This window comes from Streptomyces sp. NPDC047081, from assembly GCF_040643775.1.
In the GTDB taxonomy this organism is placed as follows: Bacteria; Actinomycetota; Actinomycetes; order Streptomycetales; family Streptomycetaceae; genus Streptomyces.
Genome location: NZ_JBEYUY010000006.1, coordinates 212,129 through 230,452, shown reverse-complemented (window position 1 = coordinate 230,452; position 18,324 = coordinate 212,129). Strand labels below are relative to the sequence as shown.

Genomic DNA, 18,324 nt, shown 5'->3' with positions numbered 1-18,324 from the left:
CGTGGCCCCCATCCCCGGCGCCGGCCTGGCCAAGGGTCTGGCCGTCACCCTCCGCACGATGACCAAGAAGACGGTCACCGATCAGTACCCCGAGGTCCAGCCCGACCTCCCGCCCCGCACCCGCGGTGTCATCGGCCTGTTCGAGGAGAACTGCACGGTCTGCATGCTCTGCGCCCGGGAGTGCCCGGACTGGTGCATCTACATCGATTCCCACAAGGAGACGATCCCGGCCGTGACGCCCGGCGGCCGCGAGCGCAGCCGCAACGTCCTCGACCGCTTCGCCATCGACTTCTCCTTGTGCATGTACTGCGGTATCTGCATCGAGGTCTGTCCTTTCGACGCCCTGTTCTGGTCCCCGGAGTTCGAGTACGCCGAGACCGACATCCGTGATCTCACCCACGAACGCGACAAGCTCCGCGAGTGGATGTGGACCGTCCCGGCCCCGCCCGCCCTCGACCCCGGCGCGGAGGAACCCAAGGAGATCGCGACCGCCCGCAAGACCGCCGAGAAGCTGGCGGCAGCGCAGGCGGAGCCGGGTCAGGCACGGCCCGGGTCCCCGACGGCAGCAGGTGAGGCACCGTCCGGGTCTCCGGCGGCAGCGGGCGATGCACCGTCCGCGTCCCCGACGGGACCGGCCGAGCCGCAGCCCGGCCCCTCGACCGGACAGGCCAACCCGCGCTCCGGACCGACCGACCCGCAGTCCGGGCCGCCGTCCGATCCGCCGTCCGGGCCGGCCACACCCGAGGGAGGCGCGTCGTGACCCTCGCCGCAGCCACTGCTGCCGGAGCCACCGCCGCAGCGCCCGCCCACGCCGCCCTCACCGGCGCTGCCGCCGAGACCCACGGGTTCCTCTCCCCGACCGGTGTCGAGATCGCCTTCCTCCTCGTCGGCCTGGTCACCTTCGGCGCCGCCCTCGTCACCGTCACCACCCGGCAGCTGGTGCACGCCGCCCTGTGGCTGGTGGTCGCCCTCGGTGGTCTCGCCGTCGAATACCTCCTGCTCACCGCCGAGTTCATCGCCTGGGTGCAGGTCCTCATCTATGTCGGTTCCGTAGTCGTCCTCCTTCTGTTCGGTCTGATGCTCACCAAGGCCCCCATCGGCCGCTCCCCGGACGCTGACTCCGGCAACCGCTGGGCCGCGCTCACCGTGGCCGTCGCCGCCGCGGCGGCCCTGGTCTGGGTCGTCGTCGACGCCTTCCGCGCCACCTGGATCGACCTGGACGGCCCGGCCGCCGGCTCCACCGCCGTCACCGGAGCGAGCCTGTTCCAGAACTGGGTGCTCCCCTTCGAGGCCCTCTCCGTCCTTCTCCTCGCGGCCCTGGTCGGGGCGATCGTCCTGTCCCGCAAGGCGAAGGCGGAGTCGAGCTCTCCCCCTGTGAACTCCCGGGCCACGCCCGGTGGTTCCCCATCCATCCCGAATTCCCGCAATCACCCGATCGGGCGAAAAGGTTCGGTTTCGGGAACTGTTCCGACCGAGGCCGCCAGCCCCGGCGAGGCCACCGGCCCGGCTGAGACCACCTCTGACCCGGCCAAGCAGGAAGGCGGTGCCCGCTGATGCACCTCGCCTATCCCGCAGTCCTCGCCGCCCTCCTCTTCTGCACGGGCCTGTACGGAGTCCTCGCCCGCCGCAACGCGATCCTCGTCCTCATGTCGGTCGAGCTGATGCTCAACGCCGTCAACCTGAACCTGGTCGCCTTCGACGTCTGGCTCAGCAAGGCCGCCCAGGACACGCTGCACTCCGGCCAGGCCCTGACCCTGTTCACCATCGCCATCGCCGCCGCCGAGATCGGCATCGGGCTGGCGATCGTCCTCGCCGTCCACCGCAACCGCGGCACCTCGGACATCGACAAGCTCCGCGACACCGCCGAGGGACCCGAGACCGACGGCCCCGACAGCGACAGCCCCGCGGCCGCGCAGGCCGACCGGGCCGGGAAGGCTGAGGCCACCGCGTGACCACGACCACCCTCGCCGTCCTCGTCCCCCTCCTGCCGTTCCTGGGGGCGGCCGCCGGCCTGCTGCTCGGCCGTACGGCCCCCGGTTTCGTCCGCCCGCTCGCCGTCCTGCCGACCCTCACCGCCCTCGTGCTGGCCGTGCTGGTCGCCGTACGACAGGGCGGTGACCAGGTCGTCGACGCCCACACCGAGCTCACGCCCACCGGTTCGGTCCCGATCGAACTCGCCCTGAACATCGACGGCTTCGCCGCCCTCGTCGCCGTCCTGGTCGGCGTCGTCGCCACCTGCGTGCAGATCTACTCCACGGGCTATCTGCGCGACGACCCGCGCTACCCCTCGTACGCCGCTCTCGTCTCCCTCTTCACCTCCGCGATGCTGCTCGTCGTCTACTCCGGCGACCTCATCGTGCTGCTGGTCGGCTGGGAGATCATGGGCATCTGCTCGTACTTCCTGGTTGGCCACTACTGGGAGACCCCGGAGGCGCGCGCCGCCTCCATCAAGGCCTTCCTGGTGACCAAGCTCGGTGACGTCCCCTTCCTCATCGGCCTGTTCGCCCTCGCCACCGACGTCGGCTCCTTCCGCATCACGACGATCCTGGGCTCCGTCGCCCACGGCGGGCTCGACCACCCGACCCTCATCGCCCTGCTGCTCCTGGCCGGCGTGGCGGGCAAGTCGGCGCAGTTCCCGCTGCACACCTGGCTGCCCGACGCGATGGCGGGCCCGACCCCCGTCTCCGCGCTCATCCACGCGGCGACCATGGTCGCCGCCGGTGTCTACTTCATCGCCCGTCTCCTCCCGGTCTTCGAGGCCTCCCAGGCCGCGATGGTGGTCCTCGCCGTGATGGCCGCCGTCACGATGCTCGGCTCCGGTCTCGCCGCACTCGCCCAGGACGACATCAAGCGCGTCCTCGCCTACTCGACGATCGGCCAGCTCGGCTACATGACCGGCGCCCTCGCCGTCGGCGACCGCTCAGCCGCCGTCTTCCACCTCCTGTCCCACGGCGCCTTCAAGGCGCTGCTCTTCCTCGCGGCCGGCGTGGTCATCCACGCCGCCGGCACCAACTCGCTGGCCGCCATGTCCCGCATGCGGGGCCTGCGCGACCGCATCCCGGACGCGTACTGGACGATGACCGTGGCACTTCTCGCGCTCGCCGCGATCCCGCCCTTCAGCGGCTTCTTCTCCAAGGAGTCCGTCCTCGGCGCCGCCGAACACGTGGCCACCGGTCACACCGAGAACGCCCCCGGCGCCGCGGGCTGGATCACCCTCGTCGCCGGCCTGCTCACCGCCGTGCTCACCGCCGCGTACGCGACGCGCCTGTGGCTGCTGGCCTTCCAGGGCCGGGGCGCCGAGGCCCCCGACCACGGTCGCCAGCCGCTGACCATGACCGTGGTGCTGTGGGTGCTCGCCCTGCCGTCGCTCGCGCTCGGCGGGTTCGCCTACCGCTCGCTGCCCGACTGGTTCGACGGCCACGACCTCACCCCGACGCTCACGACCTCCGTGCTCGGCACGGGCGTCGCGCTGGTCGGCGGCCTCGTCACCTACGCGGCCTGGCGGCACACCTCGGCCCTCGCGGCCCGCGCCCCGCTGGGTGCGGTCGCCGCCCACCCCGAAGGCGACGCCGGACTGGTCGAGGCCGAGGCGATCGCCAGCCACGCGCCCGTGTACGGCGACGTGGCCTACGCGCCCGACCCGGCCGATCCCGGGCGGCTGCTGCTCGGCCCGCTGCACCGGCACGCGGCCGTCGGCTTCCACCTCGACGCCGTGTACGCGGCCCTGTTCGTCCGCCCGGTCCAGGCCGGAGCGAGCCTCGTCCGCTTCCTCGACCGCGAGGTCGTCGAGACCTACGTGCGCGGCGCGGGCGCCTTGCCCCGCCTGCTCGGGGCCGCCGTACGGCGCGCCCAGACCGGCAATGTGCAGACCTATGTGAGCGCGCTGCTCGCCGGCACCGTCGTCCTGGCGGTCGCCGCCCTCCTCGTCGCCACGGGAGCGTGAGCAGGCGTGATCGATATCAGCGAGTCCGTGATGCAGTTCCTTCTTGCGTTCGTCGTCGTCGGCCCGCTCCTCGGCGCCGCCGCCGCTCTCCTGCCCGCCCCGCCCGGGCTGAAGGGGAAGTCGCCCGAGCAGGCCGTGCTGCGGCACGGTGTGACCGTGACCGGCGCGGTTCTCATCGCCGCGATCGTCCTGGCGCTCGGCTTCGACCACGACCATCCGTCGAGGATGCAGGCCACGACCGACATCAGCTGGATCCCCGCACTCGACGTGCGCATCCACCTCGGCATCGACGGCATTTCCCTCCCCCTCGTCGTCCTGACCGCGCTGCTGACCTTCCTCTGCGCGCTCTACACGTACTTCAAGATGCCTGCGGGCCCGACCCCGAAGGCCTTCGTCGCACTGCTGCTGGTCCTCGAGTCCGGCACGCTCGCGAGCTTCGCCGTCCTCGATCTGCTGCTGTTCTTCCTCGCGTTCGAGATGGTCCTCATCCCGATGTACTTCCTCATCGCCCGCTGGGGCGGCGAGGGCAGGACCCAGGCCGCCTGGCGGTTCATCCTCTACACGCTGCTCGGTTCGGTCGTCATGCTGCTCGGCCTGCTCCTGATCGGAATCAAGGCGGGCACATTCGACATGGTGGCACTCGCCACTGACAACGGCCGGTCGCTCACCACATCCGTGCAGGTCATCGCCGTTCTGGCGATCGGGATCGGGCTCGCGGTCAAGACGCCGATGTGGCCCCTGCACAGCTGGCTGCCGGACGCCCACACCGCCGCGCCGACGGTCGGCTCGGTCCTGCTGGCCGGCGTCCTGCTCAAGATGGGTACGTACGGATTCGTCCGGATCCTCCTGCCCATCGCACCGGACGGCTTCCACACCTTCGCGCCGTACCTCGCCGCCTTCGCCGTCGTCGGGATCATCTACGGATCCCTCGCCTGCCTGGCCCTCGCCAAGCAGGGCGCGAAGGGCGACCTCAAGCGCCTCATCGCGTACTCCTCCGTCGGCCACATGGGCTTCGTCCTGCTCGGCATCGCCACGATGACCCCGACCGGCGTGAACGGCGCCCTGTTCGCCAACATCGCCCACGGCCTCATCACCGGCCTCCTGTTCTTCCTGGTCGGCGCGCTCAAGGACCGCACGGGCACGACCGACCTGGATACCCTGGCCGAGGAGACCGGCGCCGCCCTCTACGGCAAGGCCCCCCGCCTCGGCGGCCTCCTCGCCTTCGGCGCGGTCGCCTCGCTGGGCCTGCCGGGCCTGGCCGGGTTCTGGGGCGAGATGCTTGCGCTGTTCGGCGCGTTCAAACCGGCCGCCGACCTCAGCCGCCCAGCCTTCCTCACCTTCATGGCGATCGCGGCCTTCGGCACCCTCCTCACCGCCGCGTACATGCTCGTCGTGGTCCGCCGCGTCTGCATGGGCGCCGTACCGCAGGAGGCGCCGCAGCTCGCCGACGTGCACACGTACGAGTTCGCGGCCTGGACACCGCTCGTCGCCCTCACCGTCGTCGCCGGGCTGTGGCCCAAGGCCCTCCTCGGCCTGACCGACCCGGCCGTGCAGCAGCTCCTCGCAGGAGGCACCCGATGAGCTCCCTCGCCCAGGCGCCGGCCCTGTACCTCGTCCAGTCCGTCGACTGGCTCGCCATCGCGCCGCCCACCCTCGCCGCGGTCGTGGGGCTCGTCGTCCTCGTCGCCGACCTGTTCGTACCGGAGCCGCGCAAGCCCCTCCTCGGCTGGTTCTCCGTGGCCGGCCTGGCCGCCGCGGCGTTGCTGCTCCTGCCATTGCTGGACGGCGACCGCAGCACCTTCTGCGTGAGCACGCACGCGTGCAGCTACACCGCGGACCGCTTCACCCTGGTCATCCAGTTCCTGGTCCTCGGCGGCGCCCTCCTCGCCGCCCTCTTGTCGGTGACGGCCCTCAAGGACGAGAGCAGACAACTCCCCGAGGGGGAGTACTGGTTCCTCCTGCTCTCCTCCGCGGCCGGCGCGGCCCTCCTGCCCGCCTCCCGCGACCTCGCGACCCTGATCGTCGCCCTGGAGGTCGCCTCCCTGCCCGCCTTCGCCCTCGTCGGCCTCCGGTACGGCGACAGGAAGTCCTCCGAAGCCGCCCTGAAGTTCTTCCTGTCGTCGGTCACCGCGACCGCCGTCAGCCTCATGGGCATCAGCTTCGTGTACGCCTCCACCGGCACGCTCTACCTCACCCAGGTCGCCGACCGCATCCAGCACGTCGACGGACAACTGCACACCCTCGCCCAGACCGGTGTCGTCCTCACCCTCGTCGGCTTCGCCTTCAAGACGGCCGCTGTGCCCTTCCACTTCTGGGTGCCCGACACCTACGTGGGCGCGCCCCTCCCGATCGCCGCCTACTTGTCGGTCGTCGGCAAGGCGGTCGGATTCTCCGGCCTGATCCTCGTCACGGTCGTCGCCTTCCCCTCGTACGCCGACGTCTGGGGCCCCGCACTGGCGGCGCTGGCCGCGCTCACCATGACGGTCGGCAACGTCGGCGCCCTGCGCCAGCAGGCCACGCGCGCGTACAGCGCGGTCCGCCTGCTCGCCTGGTCCTCCGTGGGCCAGGCAGGCTACCTCCTCGTACCGATCGCCGCGGCCGCCTACTCCGACGACGCCGAGCACTCCGTCGGCTCCACGGTCGCTTACGCCCTCATGTACGGCGCCGTGAACCTCGGCGCGTTCGCGGTGGTCGCACTGGTGGGCCGTACGAAGGCCGCGAACCGCATCACCGACTACCGAGGCCTGTACGCGACGAACCCGCTCGCAGCTCTCCTGATGGCCTTCTTCCTGCTCTGCCTGGCCGGACTGCCACCGGGCATCATCGGCCTGTTCGCCAAGGTCACCGTCTTCTCGGCGGCCGTCGACGCGGGCCTCGGCTGGCTGGCCGTGGTCATGGCCGTCAATGTCGTGATCGCGCTCTTCTACTACCTCCAGTGGACCGCTCTGCTCTTCCGCGCCCCCGAGGGCGACGCCGTCCGGCACCGCCACCCGGCGCCTCTCACGGCGGCGATCACCCTCACCGGTGTCCTCGGCATCGCTCTCTCCGGAGCACCCCAGCTCGTCCTGCGCTTCGCCGACACCGGCCTCTTCTGAGCGTTCGCGCCGGTCTGTCACCCGGCCGGCCCATCCCTGTGGCCGTACGCACAAGGGAACTAGTGACCCTCGCCTGGCGTTGACCAGTACGGGAGGGTCCACTGGACGTGACACCACGGCACCGGTGGCACCGGAGAAAGCAAGCAAGATCGCAAGCAAAGGGTTCCCCTGCTGCACGATTTGGAGGGCGTACCGTGCACCGCCGGCACAACGGGCTAAGGACCGCAGTACTCCTCGGAGGACTGTCCGCCCTCATCATCGTCATCGGCAGCTTCTTCGGCCGCATGGGGCTCGTCGTAGCGGTTCTCGTCGCACTGGGCACGAACGCGTACGCGTACTGGAACAGCGACAAACTGGCGCTACGCGCGATGCGCGCGCGCCCGGTGAGCGAATTCGAGGCCCCGGCCCTCTATCGCATGGTCCGCGAGCTCTCCACCGAAGCCCGCCAGCCCATGCCCCGCCTCTACATCTCCCCGACGGAGGCCCCCAATGCCTTCGCCACGGGCCGCAATCCGCGCAACGCCGCCGTGTGCTGCACGGAAGGCATCCTGCGCATCCTGGACGAGCGCGAACTGCGCGGTGTCATCGGCCACGAGCTCAGTCACGTCTACAACCGTGACATCCTCATCTCGTCGGTGGCCGGCGCGCTCGCCTCCGTGATCATGTTCCTGGTCAACTTCGCCTGGCTGATCCCGATCGGCCGCTCCGACGACGATGACGGCCCCGGAATTCTGGGCATGCTGCTCATCATGATCCTGGGCCCGCTCGCGGCGACTCTCATCCAACTGGCCATCAGCCGCTCCAGAGAGTACGAGGCCGACGCGTCCGGCGCCCAGCTCACGGGCGACCCGCTCGCACTCGCCAGCGCGTTGCGCAAGCTCGAAGCGGGCACCAAGCAGCTTCCGTTGCCGCCCGAGCCGCGCATCGAGACGGCGAGCCACATGATGATCGCGAACCCCTTCCGTCCCGGCCAGGGACTCTCCAAGATGTTCTCGACGCACCCGCCGATGGCGGAACGCATCGCCCGGCTCGAGAAGATGGCAGGTCGCCCGCAGTGAAAACCATCCTGAACGTCATCTGGCTGATCCTGAGCGGCTTCTGGCTGTTCCTCGGGTACCTCGCCGCAGGCGTCATCCTCTGCATCACGATCATCGGTATCCCGTTCGGCATCGCGGCGTTCCGCATCGGCATCTACGCCCTGTGGCCCTTCGGATACACGACGGTCGAGCGCCGCGACGCCGGCGCCCCCTCCTGCATCGGCAACGTCCTGTGGCTTGTCCTCGCCGGCTGGTGGCTGGCCCTCGCGCACATCGTCACCGGCATCGTGCTGTGCATCACGATCATCGGTATCCCGTTCGGCATCGCCAACTTCAAGCTGATCCCGGTCTCGCTGCTGCCGCTCGGCCGCGAAATCGTGCCGACGGACCAGCCGTTCGCAACGCGCTGACCACCCCAGCGAGGGTTATCCACAGGTGGTTGTCCACAGGCTGCCCCGATTGTCAGTGGCGGCTTGCATCATGAACCCATGACCGAGAACGAGCAGTTGCTGGCACGGGTGGCCGCCAAGGCACGCAACACCCGCCCATGGGGCTGGACTTCCCTCCCCGAGCCCGTCGACGCGGCCACCCTGGCCCGCGCCGAGGCCGCCCTGGGATTCCCCCTGTCCCCGCTGCTCGCCGAGCTGTACCTGCGGATAGGCGACGGCGGATTCGGCCCGGAGTACGGCCTGTTGCCCCTGCTGGACAGCCCGCCCGCCGGCGAGCCCGCCGCAGTCGTCCAGTACCTCACCAACCGCGCCGACGCCCTCCAGGACCCCGACTGGCCCTGGCCCGAGGGAGTCCTGCCGATATCCCACTGGGGCTGCGCGATGTACGCGTGCGTGGACTGCCACGCCCCGGAAGCCCCCGTCCTGCTCTTCGAACCGAACGCGGGCGAGCCCGACCACGCCTGGTACATCGACGCCCCGAGCCTGACCGACTGGCTGAACACCTGGGTCGACGGCACGGGCTGGTACGAGGAGACGAACGAGGGCATGGACCTGCCGCCCTGGGACGACTTCCGCATACGCACGGCACGGGCCCAGGCGTCCTGACGGACACGGTCCATCTCGTACGGCTCGTACGGCTCGTACGGCTTGTACAGCGGTGCGGGCGGCGGCAGTTGTACGGCGTGGTGGCCGACCGCCCGTGCAGCCGGGCACGGCCGGACCGGCCCAGCAACTGCCAGGTCGGCCCGTGACCTACGGCGCCCCACGCCCGGGCGCCCTAAGCCCGCCGCCTTCCAGCCACCCACCGCCGCAAGCCGTACGCCGCCACACCCACCGCCAGCACCCCCGCACCCACGACAACCGAGACCCCCGGCAGCGAGAACGCCAGCACCAGGCACCCGACCAGCCCCAGCGCCGGCAGTGCTCGCGCCACCAGAGCCGAACTCAGCGTCCAGGCCGAGGCGTTGGCCACCGCGTAGTACGCCAGCACACCGAAGGAGGAGAATCCGATCGCGCCCCGGACGTCCACCGTGGCGGCCAGGGCGGCGACCACCGCACCCACGGCCAGTTCGGCCCGGTGCGGTACCTGGAAACGCGGATGCACGGCCGACAGCGCGCCGGGCAGATGCCGGTCGCGGGCCATGGCCAGCGTCGTGCGCGAGACGCCCAGGATCAGGGCGAGCAGCGAGCCCAGCGCGGCCACGGCAGCACCCACCCGCACCACCGGCACCAGCCCCGGCACCCCGGCCGCCCGCACCGCATCGGCCAGCGGAGCGCCCGCGCGCCCGAGACCGTCGGCCCCCAGCACGGAAAGGACGGCCACCGCCACACACACGTACACGGCCAACGCGATGCCCAGAGCCAGGGGGATCGCGCGAGGGATGGTGCGCGCCGGATCCCGTACCTCCTCGCCCAGGGTCGCGATACGGGCGTACCCGGCGAAGGCGAAGAACAGCAGGCCGGCCGCCTGAAGCACCCCGCCCACACCGCCCGAGGTCCCGACGTCCAGGCGCCCGGCGTCGGACGACCCGGACCCCAGACACACGACCACCACGGAAGCGAGGACAGCCAGGACCACCGCCACGATCGCCCGCGTCAGCCAGGCGGACTTCTGGATTCCGCCGTAGTTCACCGCGGTCAGCGCCACCACGGCCGCGACCGCCACGGCGTGCGCCTGCCCCGGCCAGACGTACGCGCCCACGGTGAGCGCCATCGCCGCACAGGAGGCCGTCTTCCCGACCACGAACGACCAGCCCGCGAGATACCCCCAGAACGCCCCGAGCCGTTCGCGCCCGTACACATACGTGCCGCCGGAGGCCGGATACAGCGCGGCCAGCCGGGCCGACGACGTGGCGTTGCAGTACGCGACCACGGCGGCGACCGCGAGGCCGAGCAGCAGCCCGGAGCCGGCCGCGCGCGCCGCGGGCCCCAGGGCGGCGAAGATCCCGGCCCCGATCATCGAGCCGAGCCCGATGACCACGGCGTCCCCGATCCCCAGGGTGCGGCGCAGTTCGGAGGCGGAACCGGGCTGTGTCATGGCCCGCACCCTACTGATCGCTGCAACCGAGGAGTGCCATCGTGACGTCCTGTCCATCAACAGAGCACGACAAGCGCGCGACGCACCGGCCGTACGAGCAACACAGGCACTGCGGGCCGGACGGCACGCGCTGCGCAACACGGGCGAACGTCGCGCGACGCACAGCCTGTCCGCACCGAAATCTCACCGTTCGGACAGTGCAAGCACAGCGTAGGAGGGCAGGTTCACGGCATGACGATCATCAGCTGGATCATCCTGGGGCTGTTGGCCGGGGCCATCGCCAAGTTCCTGCTGCCCGGGCGCGACCCGGGCGGTTTCATCGGCACGACGCTCATCGGTATCGCGGGCGCGTTCATCGGCGGCTGGATCTCGGCCCGCTGGCTGGACCATCCGATCACCAACAACTTCTACGACGGAGCGACGTGGGCCGCGGCGATCGGCGGCTCGCTCGTCCTCCTGGTCGCCTACCGCATCCTGTTCGGCAACTCGCGCAACTGAGCACGGCAGAGCACACCCCCGGACCGCAGCCAGCAGGCGAGAAGGGTGGGCACCGACGGGTGCCCACCCTTTCTCGTACGACCGTGCTGCCCGTCGGCAGGCGTCCTACCGGTAGTTCACGAACTGCAGCGCGAAGTCGAAGTCCTTGCCCTTCAGGAGGGCGATCACGGCCTGCAGGTCGTCCCGGCTCTTCGAGCTGACTCGCAGCTCGTCACCCTGCACCTGAGCCTTGATCCCCTTCGGCCCCTCGTCACGGATGATCTTCGCCACCTTCTTCGCGTTCTCCTGGGAGATGCCCTCCTCGATCGAAGCGAAGATCTTGTACTCCTTGCCGGACAGCTGCGGCTCACCGGCGTCGAGCGCCTTCAGCGAGATCCCACGCTTGATCAGCTTGGACTGGAAGACGTCGAGGACGGCCTTGACGCGGTCCTCGGAGTTCGCCTCCATCAGGATCTTGTCACCGGACCACGAGATCGAGGCACCCACGCCCTTGAAGTCGTAGCGCTGCGAGATCTCCTTGGCGGCCTGGTTGAGGGCGTTGTCGACCTCCTGCCGCTCGACCTTCGAGACGATGTCGAAACTGGAGTCGGCCATGTCCTGTGGCTCCTTGTATCGGGGTGCGTGTGGGGTGCGTATCGGCGGGCGTGGGGGTGGCCGCCGAGCCCGGCGTGGAACCCGGGCCGCATCCGGACAAGCCTAGCCACCCGTGGTCCCCCGAGCGCAGATCAATCGGGTGGCGAAGCACCCCTCGGCATCGGGTATTGTTTACGTCGTTGCCACGGAGCACCGCCGGAAAGCGGTTCGAACGGCAGCAAACCCCGGCGGTGTGCCCGAGCGGCCAAAGGGAGCAGACTGTAAATCTGCCGGCTCAGCCTTCCCAGGTTCGAATCCTGGCGCCGCCACACGGAAAACAAAGGCCCCCCGACCTGCTGTTTAAGCAGGTCGGGGGGCCTTTGTCGTGCGCCTTGACGGTCAAGGCACTGTCTCGTGCTGTCTCGCGTTCGAACGCCTCATCTCGAACTGTGTGGACCAGACGTGGACCAGATCTTGGCCCGTCAGCTCTGCTGTCCGAGACGAGCCGAGATTTTGGCGTTCGCGGCCTCGTCTCCGTCGCTGAGGAACTTGGCGTAGACCCGGAACAGGACGGCCACGCTGTGGCCGGCGCGCTCAGCCACGAGCTGAGGTTCGACTCCCGAACTGAGCCAGGTGGACACCGCCGCGTGGCGAAGGTCATACGGCCGCTTGGCCAACACCGACTCGAACTCCGCCGGGGTGAGAGCCCGCGAGCGAGCTTCAGCCCAGACTTCGCCGTACCCGGTGTCTTGGATCAGCCCGCCGCGCATCGTCTGGAAGACCCGCCCGTCGGTCGCCGCACCGTACGCGGTGAGGTGCCATCGGAGCAGCGCGACCAGCTCTGGGGGGATCGGCACGCGGCGCACTGCCTTGCGTGGGCGATGCTTCAGCCCTCTCTTCTCGTGTGCCTCCCCGCTGTCCGTCCAGGCAGTGCCGGAGCGTGGGCGGGTCTCACGGAGCCGGAGCAGGCCCCACCCGCGGCGGGGCAGGTCGCAGTCCCCGACTCGCAACCCGATAACTTCAGCCGGCCGTGCAGCCGCGTAGTACATGCAGCCGAAGAACGCCACGAGTCGGCGGCCACGCTTGCTCTGATCGTGCACAGCGGCCAAGAGCCTGGCCGCTTGGGCGGGGTTCGGCACGCACTCCGGGTCCACTTCCTCTACGACTTGCTCGGGTGCCGTCCATTTGATCCGGTCCAACGGGTTGTCGCTGATCAGTTCGGCGTCGACCGCGAATTCAAGGGAGTTGTAGAAGATCGCACGCTTTCGGCTGATCGTCCCCGCTGCTGCGGTCGTGCCGTCCAGCTTCTTCGAGAGGGCGCTCAGAGCAGCGCGTACGACAAGGCGGTCGGAGAGCGCGGACATGGGGAGCGACTTGCGCTTGAACCAATCCAGCGTCTTGACCACGTCGGCGGGGATCTCCTCATCCCACCGGTTCTTGTTGAACGCCCAGCTGTAGAGAGCGCGTCGGACGGCTCTCGTGTCCGGCATCCCGTTGGTGTCTTTCACGAACGCGGGCGTCACCGTTGCCATGGCCTCAGCCAGCGTTCGCCGCGTATTGCCGGGCGAGTCACCCCACTTCATCTCGATGTAGTTCCGGGCGTGCTCGTACCACGAGATGTCCCGGTCCTTGTCAACCATGGACTTCGGTAGACCGCTGTCCACGTCGAACGGCTCGCCCGCGCGCTGGGCTGTGATCAGCTGGGCTCGGCGGCTGTCTGCCAGGCCCGATGTCTGGTACGACTCCGAATGCGGACGGAAGCCCACCTTCCAACGGAGTTGATAGGGCTTCCGCCGGCCTTCACGCTTGCGGATGGTCCAGATCTTGACGTCGTAGGTCCACTCGGTCACGCGGCTTCCAATTCGTCCTTGAAGGCGTCCAGGGCACTTCGGCGCACACAGATGCGGCCGGACGGCGTGCGCTGCGCCTCCGGCCCGAAGCCACGGTTGCGCCACCGGTACCAGGTGGCGCGGGTGATGCCGATCTCTTCCAGTACGTCACTCAGCGGCAGGAGTTCGTCCTTGGGCGCGCGCCGGCGACGGGAAGGGCTGGCCATGTCGAGATCTCCTAAGACAGAAGGAGGAGCAGACAGCGGAGGGGCCGCGCCGCCCCTCCAGGGGCCGTCTGCGGCCCCTTCTGTGGATCCGCCACGTCCGCCACACCGCCACACCGCACGTCAGCGGCTTGTAATCGTGGCGGTGGGCGGTGATGTGGCGGATGGGTGCCGCCGCACGGTCGCGCGGCGGCACTGGACATCTGTGCTGGTCAGCCCACGCTCTTCAATCGGCGCGTGTCGGCTTCCGAGAGCGTGTGGCGGATGTCGGAAGGCGGATCCGCCACGCTCTCACCGCCGTTGACCTGCGGTGTGGCGGCCGTGGCGGATGTGGCGGACTCTCCGGGGGGAGGCGGGCAGTACCGCTCCCATGCGTCGTGCAGGTCTTCGGCGTAGTAGCCCTTGGGGAAGGTGCCGGACGTCGTACGGATGCCACGGGGCTTGATCGGTTTGTTCGCCGAAGTGACGTACTGGCCCAACAGCTTGGCCAGCGTGCGCGAGCTGATGGGCTTGTCGTCCAGATCGCCCCAGGGCGCGTCGTCCATGTTCAGCAGGCATTCCAGGATGACCGCGGTCGGCATGCGGTCCGCACCGCAGAACACCTTGTCGCGCAGGTCGGTCAGGAGCCGGATCCCGAGTGAGGCTTCTTCGCCTCCTCGCGTGGCGTGGACCAGTTCGAGGCAGGCGGCGCGGGCCCGTTCGGGCCAGTGCCCGCCTGCCGCATCGGCGACGGCCAGGAGAGGTTCCCATACGTCCGCCGGGCGGTCGGAGACTCCATCCGGCATCTCCGGCCACGCCTCGGCGACGGATTCGCGGACAGTGTCGGCCCACTCGGCGAGCCGGTCTCGTAGCGCGTGGCCCTGCTTCTCGTGGGTGCGGCGCCGGTATCCCTCGACCTTCTCGTTGGGGGCACGCTTGCGCATGCGGATGATGACCGAGCGGGTCAGGATCGTGTCGGGCAGGGAACCGAGTCCGGCCATGGCCACGGCGCAGAAGGACGAGAACCATCCCGCGGTCTGGTTGGCGCCGTCGCCGACGCAGCGGAGTGCCTGCCCGCCGCGCCGGTAGCCAGAGTTCAGGAATCCGCGTACCGGTTCGTTGTCGCCGGCCTTGGGGCCGAAGACGGTGTCGATCTCGTCGAAGAGCAGGGTGGGCGTGCCCTCTGTGGCGTCCACCAGCCGGAACAGCGCGTTGGCGGAGGCGTTGACCGTCATTGCGGCGTTCGGGGTGAGCGTCTCCACGATCTCCAGCGCTCGGGATTTGCCGGATCCGGGTTCGGGGGAGAGGAACGCGAGGCGGGCGGTGCCGTCAAACGCGTCGATCAGGTGCGCGTGGGCATCCCAGAGGGCTACGGCGACGTACGCGGCTTCGGTGGGGAAGACGTTGAAGCGGCGGTGGAACGCTTCGACCTCATCGAGCAGAGCCGCGCCGTCGATGGGCGGCGGAGGCGTGGTGGTGCTGGTCATGCGGCGTTCCTCCTTTCCTGGGTGGTGCGGAGCGGGCATTCACCGCGGTGGGCTTGGTGGTCAGCGATCAGGGCCAACACCTTGCGGTGGCCGACGGCGCTGCGGTCGCGGCCGCAAAGGCACGTCGACGTGGCCGTCGGGGTGGCGCCGTAGGGTGCGCAGATGTGCAGCCAGGCCACGAAGTAGCGGCCGTCACTGGCAGGCGGGCCGCTGGAGTTCTGGCCGGGGGGAAGGGCTGAAAGGACGGCCTGTCGGCCGTCGCTCTTCGTGCCACGGCCGCCGTCCGGGGCAGCCGGAGACAGGCGCGGACGCCCCGACTTGGGGTAGGGAGGCTTTTCAGGCCCCCGCTGGGGGCTCATACGGCCTCCCGTGGGCGGGCGGTGCGCAGGGACCAGTCCAGGGCGCTGCGGATGGTGGCCCGGCACTCGGCCGATGGCAGTCCGGCCGTCTCGCCGGCCGCCTGAAAAGCCTCCTCGACCGCGTCCCGGGTGATCTCGCCCCAAGCGACGAACCGTCCCAACGAGCGGGCGCCCGCCAAGAGCCGGTTGTTCCGGCCGCCCTCCGAAGTGCCGCGGACGGCGGCCGTCTCGCGTTCCAGGGCCGCCGTGGCGCGGCGGGTGGCCTGGCCCGGGATGAGGAGCGGGGCGGCTGTCGCGGTGGGTGCGGTCGGGGTCAGGAGGTGGTGCAGCAGCCAGGCGGGCACAACGGCCGCCGGTACGTCGCCGGTCACCGTGTAGGCGCCCTGCGGAGTGCTGCTGCCCGCGGCGACGACGTTGCCGCCCCACGCGCGGGTGTCCACGTTGGTGGCCACGGTGCGGGCAGTGCTGTGCAGGCGGACGTCGGACGGGGTGGCGAAGTACAGGTGCATGCCGCCGGAGGGCGTCCGCACCGTGTAGGTCGTCGGCCACGGCACTCCGGCGCGCTCACAGAGCGCCGCAAAGGACGTCGCGCCGTCAGGCGCGTCCGAACTGCCCTTTCCCTTCTCTGCTTTGGGCACGTCCAGGTCGATGACGACCAGGCCGGAGGGGCCCGGGGCGATGCCGACGTTGAACGCGCCCGCCATCCACGCGGCGCGGATGCGGTCAGGGTCGGTGGTGGCGCGCTGTTCCCACTTCACGTGGCCGGCGGCGCACTCGCCGGTGCGGGGGCAGGCGCGTTCCCCATGGAGGGCTGAGCCTTTGCCGCCGGGGCGGAGCGGGTGGATGCGCCAGCCGCGTGCGGCGGCTTCCAGGGCGGCGGCGAGCATGTGTGCTCGCCGCATGCCGGGGTGATGGGTCATGCTGGATGCCTCCAACAGGTCTGTTGTGGACTGGTTGGCCGGGGCGACCGCGTGTCTTTGGCGAGATCGGGCGGTCGCCCCGGGCGTTTTCAGGCGATGTCCAGGGCGAGTTGAGCCGGGACCGGGTCCGCGACGTGGGGCGCGTCGGCGGCGAGCAGGGCGCGGTAAGCGTGGATGGCCTGGTGGATGACGACGCCGTTGCCGAGGATCTTGAGCTGATCGGAGCGGGACAGGCCCAGCTCCGGCGAGGTGACCCAGCCGGGATCGGCGCCCATCATCCATTCCACGAATGCCGGGGATAGCCGCCGGTTGCCCCTGGTGCCCGCCTCGGTCGGTTCCGGCGCCTGGCGCCCGAGGACGGTCTCCCAACGCCGGATGGCGGGTCCGTAGTCGGTGCCGTTGGTGGCCACCCACCGCCCATCCAGGCGCACGGCCTGGCCGGGCAGGTAGTAGTTGCCGGCGCTGTCGCGCTGGTTGGGTCCGCCGTGCGGCCCGTCCGAGGCCTTGGGGGTGGGCAGGAGGTTGACGACCACCTCGTTCAGCGGGCGGGAGTTGGTGCCGATGAGGTTGGAGGCGCCGGACTTCCAGTCGCGGGCGGCGGGGGTGGGCAGCAGGGTGACGGCGGTGCGCAGGTTCATGCCGCCCTGGCGTTTGGGGGAGGTGCCGGGGCCTCCAGTGCCGTCGGCGGCGGCCGGGGTCGGCAGCAGCCTCAACGCTCGGTCGGGGGCAGCAAGAAGACCACTTCGTCCTCCAGCGTGGGCCCGTGCCCGCCCGCCTTGCGCTTGTCCGGGTGCTGGGGTCCGCCGTTGCGGCCGAGCTGTGAGGTGGGGGTCTTCAGCAGCGGGATACGCGACGGCGAACCAGCGGTCGCGGCGGTGGCAGGCTCCGACCTCGGGATCTCCAGCGCGTAGGCACATCCACCGCGCGTCGTACCCGATCGCGGCCAGGTCGGCGGCGACGACATCGAGTCCCCGGCTTCGGAGGGCGGCGACGTTTTCCAGGAAGACGAGTCGGGGTCGAAGTACGCGAATGGCTTGGGCGATGGTTTTCCAGAGTCCGGAGCGGTCACCGGCGATTCCTCCCCGAGGTCCGGCGTTGGAGATGTCCTGGCAAGGGAAGCCGGCGGTCAGCGACGTCGGACGTGGCGAGGCGGACAACAGGTCCACCCAGTCGACGGCGGTGATGTCCCCGATGTTGCGGGCGAGCGGCAGACGGGCGGCCAGGAGCCGGGAGGCGGCCGGGTCCTTCTCGCCGACCAGGACCGTGGGCAGGCCGGTAACGGCTTCCACGGCCAGATCCAGCGCGGCGGAGCCGGTGCACAGGCTGATGTTGCCGCCCTCCGACGGCACGGCGGGATGTGAGGGCATGCGGGATGTGCCTCCAACGGGTCTGTTGTGGACTGGTTGGCCGGGGCGACCGCGTGTCTTTGGCGAGATCGGGCGGTCGCCCCGGGCGGGTCTAGAAGGGCGGCTTGGGTGCGTTGCTGTCGGTCGACCACGGGTCATCCGAGGAAGCACCGCCGTTGTCGCGCTTGCCGTTGATCGTGACCGTGGTGAAGCGCAGGGAGGCGCCGATCTCGTCGACCTCGACGGCGAGCATCGAGCGGTTGTCGCCCTCCGGGGTCTTCCAGTCGTGCTGCCGGATCCGTCCGGACAGCACCACGCGCGAGCCCTTCGTCAGCGAGTCGGCGACGTGCTCGGCGAGCGCGCGCCAGGCGGCGCAGCGGAAGAACGTGGATGAGCCGTCCTTCCACTGGTTCGACTCGCGGTCGAACATGCGCGGGGTGGACGCGACGGTGAAGCGGGCCAGGGCCTGGCCGGACTCGGTCACCTTGACCTCGGGGTCGGCGGTGAGGTTGCCGATGATGGTGATCGGGGTCTCTCCGAACGACAT

Annotated in this window: 18 protein-coding genes and 1 tRNA gene; 11 read left to right on the top strand and 8 right to left on the bottom strand. The window is 70.2% G+C overall.

Annotated elements, in window-relative coordinates; genetic code table 11:
• The first annotated feature begins 1 nt into the window (after position 1).
• The 9 genes from ABZ848_RS14015 (at position 2) to ABZ848_RS13975 (ending at position 9,130) form a co-directional block, all read left to right on the top strand.
• On the top strand, positions 2–760 hold the full coding sequence (locus tag ABZ848_RS14015) for a 4Fe-4S binding protein (protein ID WP_360830394.1): 759 nt from the start codon (positions 2–4) through the stop codon (positions 758–760).
• The gene (locus tag ABZ848_RS14010; protein WP_360830391.1) at positions 757–1,554 is read left to right on the top strand and encodes an NADH-quinone oxidoreductase subunit J; all 798 of its coding nucleotides are present in this window, start codon (positions 757–759) and stop codon (positions 1,552–1,554) included. Before ABZ848_RS14015 ends, ABZ848_RS14010 begins: the two co-directional genes overlap by 4 nt.
• Positions 1,554–1,952: an NADH-quinone oxidoreductase subunit NuoK gene (gene nuoK / locus ABZ848_RS14005; protein ID WP_360830388.1), complete on the top strand. Its 399-nt coding sequence runs from the start codon at positions 1,554–1,556 to the stop codon at positions 1,950–1,952. Before ABZ848_RS14010 ends, nuoK begins: the two co-directional genes overlap by 1 nt.
• Positions 1,949–3,943 carry an NADH-quinone oxidoreductase subunit L gene (locus ABZ848_RS14000; protein WP_360830385.1) on the top strand — a complete coding sequence of 665 codons (1,995 nt, stop codon included), beginning with the start codon at positions 1,949–1,951 and terminating at the stop codon, positions 3,941–3,943. The genes nuoK and ABZ848_RS14000 overlap by 4 nt, the downstream gene beginning before the upstream one ends.
• Before the next feature lie 6 nt (positions 3,944–3,949).
• Positions 3,950–5,524, top strand: a complete 1,575-nt coding sequence (locus ABZ848_RS13995) for an NADH-quinone oxidoreductase subunit M (RefSeq protein WP_360830382.1) — start codon at positions 3,950–3,952, stop codon at positions 5,522–5,524.
• Entirely contained in the window at positions 5,521–7,038 is a 1,518-nt protein-coding gene (locus tag ABZ848_RS13990; RefSeq protein ID WP_360830379.1) for an NADH-quinone oxidoreductase subunit N, read from the top strand. The genes ABZ848_RS13995 and ABZ848_RS13990 overlap by 4 nt, the downstream gene beginning before the upstream one ends.
• Positions 7,039–7,232: 194 nt before the next feature.
• The gene (htpX, locus tag ABZ848_RS13985; RefSeq protein WP_360830376.1) at positions 7,233–8,096 is read left to right on the top strand and encodes a zinc metalloprotease HtpX; all 864 of its coding nucleotides are present in this window, start codon (positions 7,233–7,235) and stop codon (positions 8,094–8,096) included.
• Entirely contained in the window at positions 8,093–8,485 is a 393-nt protein-coding gene (locus ABZ848_RS13980) for a YccF domain-containing protein (RefSeq protein ID WP_360830373.1), read from the top strand. The genes htpX and ABZ848_RS13980 overlap by 4 nt, the downstream gene beginning before the upstream one ends.
• 78 nt (positions 8,486–8,563) lie before the next feature.
• Positions 8,564–9,130: an SMI1/KNR4 family protein gene (locus ABZ848_RS13975; protein WP_360830370.1), complete on the top strand. Its 567-nt coding sequence runs from the start codon at positions 8,564–8,566 to the stop codon at positions 9,128–9,130.
• 172 nt (positions 9,131–9,302) lie between these two features.
• On the opposite strand, the gene ABZ848_RS13970 is transcribed toward ABZ848_RS13975, so the two are convergent.
• Complete coding sequence (locus ABZ848_RS13970) at positions 9,303–10,562, bottom strand: APC family permease (RefSeq protein WP_360830367.1); 1,260 nt, start codon at positions 10,560–10,562, stop codon at positions 9,303–9,305.
• Between the two features lie 231 nt (positions 10,563–10,793).
• Here ABZ848_RS13970 and ABZ848_RS13965 point away from each other — a divergent pair, with 231 nt between their 5' ends.
• The gene (locus ABZ848_RS13965) at positions 10,794–11,060 is read left to right on the top strand and encodes a GlsB/YeaQ/YmgE family stress response membrane protein (RefSeq protein ID WP_360830365.1); all 267 of its coding nucleotides are present in this window, start codon (positions 10,794–10,796) and stop codon (positions 11,058–11,060) included.
• A 105-nt stretch (positions 11,061–11,165) separates the two neighbouring features.
• Here ABZ848_RS13965 and ABZ848_RS13960 read toward each other — a convergent pair whose 3' ends face one another.
• The gene (locus ABZ848_RS13960; protein ID WP_030945172.1) at positions 11,166–11,654 is read right to left on the bottom strand and encodes a YajQ family cyclic di-GMP-binding protein; all 489 of its coding nucleotides are present in this window, start codon (positions 11,652–11,654) and stop codon (positions 11,166–11,168) included.
• A 226-nt stretch (positions 11,655–11,880) separates the two neighbouring features.
• Between ABZ848_RS13960 and ABZ848_RS13955 the strand changes: the two genes are divergently transcribed.
• Positions 11,881–11,962 (top strand) — tRNA-Tyr (locus ABZ848_RS13955).
• A gap of 153 nt (positions 11,963–12,115) precedes the next feature.
• Here ABZ848_RS13955 and ABZ848_RS13950 read toward each other — a convergent pair.
• The 6 genes from ABZ848_RS13950 to ssb all read right to left on the bottom strand — a co-directional run bounded on the left by ABZ848_RS13950 (position 12,116) and on the right by ssb (position 18,324).
• Entirely contained in the window at positions 12,116–13,483 is a 1,368-nt protein-coding gene (locus ABZ848_RS13950; RefSeq protein WP_360830361.1) for a tyrosine-type recombinase/integrase, read from the bottom strand.
• A complete protein-coding gene (locus ABZ848_RS13945) occupies positions 13,480–13,689 on the bottom strand; it encodes a helix-turn-helix domain-containing protein (protein ID WP_360830358.1) in 210 nt (69 codons plus the stop codon). Before ABZ848_RS13945 ends, ABZ848_RS13950 begins: the two co-directional genes overlap by 4 nt.
• 209 nt (positions 13,690–13,898) lie before the next feature.
• A complete protein-coding gene (locus tag ABZ848_RS13940) occupies positions 13,899–15,152 on the bottom strand; it encodes a DUF3631 domain-containing protein (protein ID WP_360830355.1) in 1,254 nt (417 codons plus the stop codon).
• 355 nt (positions 15,153–15,507) lie between these two features.
• On the bottom strand, positions 15,508–16,431 hold the full coding sequence (locus ABZ848_RS13935; RefSeq protein ID WP_360830353.1) for a bifunctional DNA primase/polymerase: 924 nt from the start codon (positions 16,429–16,431) through the stop codon (positions 15,508–15,510).
• Positions 16,432–16,520: 89 nt separating this feature from the next.
• Positions 16,521–17,798, bottom strand: a complete 1,278-nt coding sequence (locus tag ABZ848_RS13930; RefSeq protein WP_360830350.1) for a DNA cytosine methyltransferase — start codon at positions 17,796–17,798, stop codon at positions 16,521–16,523.
• 91 nt (positions 17,799–17,889) lie between these two features.
• On the bottom strand, positions 17,890–18,324 hold the full coding sequence (ssb, locus tag ABZ848_RS13925) for a single-stranded DNA-binding protein (protein WP_360830347.1): 435 nt from the start codon (positions 18,322–18,324) through the stop codon (positions 17,890–17,892).

Bases quoted from the DNA above. Each gene is read 5' to 3' on its own strand.
- ABZ848_RS13945 (WP_360830358.1), bottom strand. From the start codon at position 13,689: ATGGCCAGCCCTTCCCGTCGCCGGCGCGCGCCCAAGGACGAACTCCTG.
- ssb (WP_360830347.1), bottom strand. From the start codon at position 18,324: ATGTCGTTCGGAGAGACCCCGATCACCATCATCGGCAACCTCACCGCC.
- ABZ848_RS13965 (WP_360830365.1), top strand. From the start codon at position 10,794: ATGACGATCATCAGCTGGATCATCCTGGGGCTGTTGGCCGGGGCCATC.
- ABZ848_RS13990 (WP_360830379.1), top strand. From the start codon at position 5,521: ATGAGCTCCCTCGCCCAGGCGCCGGCCCTGTACCTCGTCCAGTCCGTC.
- ABZ848_RS13975 (WP_360830370.1), top strand. From the start codon at position 8,564: ATGACCGAGAACGAGCAGTTGCTGGCACGGGTGGCCGCCAAGGCACGC.
- ABZ848_RS13935 (WP_360830353.1), bottom strand. From the start codon at position 16,431: ATGACCCATCACCCCGGCATGCGGCGAGCACACATGCTCGCCGCCGCC.
- ABZ848_RS13970 (WP_360830367.1), bottom strand. From the start codon at position 10,562: ATGACACAGCCCGGTTCCGCCTCCGAACTGCGCCGCACCCTGGGGATC.
- nuoK (WP_360830388.1), top strand. From the start codon at position 1,554: ATGCACCTCGCCTATCCCGCAGTCCTCGCCGCCCTCCTCTTCTGCACG.
- ABZ848_RS13960 (WP_030945172.1), bottom strand. From the start codon at position 11,654: ATGGCCGACTCCAGTTTCGACATCGTCTCGAAGGTCGAGCGGCAGGAG.
- ABZ848_RS13930 (WP_360830350.1), bottom strand. From the start codon at position 17,798: ATGCCCTCACATCCCGCCGTGCCGTCGGAGGGCGGCAACATCAGCCTG.
- ABZ848_RS13940 (WP_360830355.1), bottom strand. From the start codon at position 15,152: ATGACCAGCACCACCACGCCTCCGCCGCCCATCGACGGCGCGGCTCTG.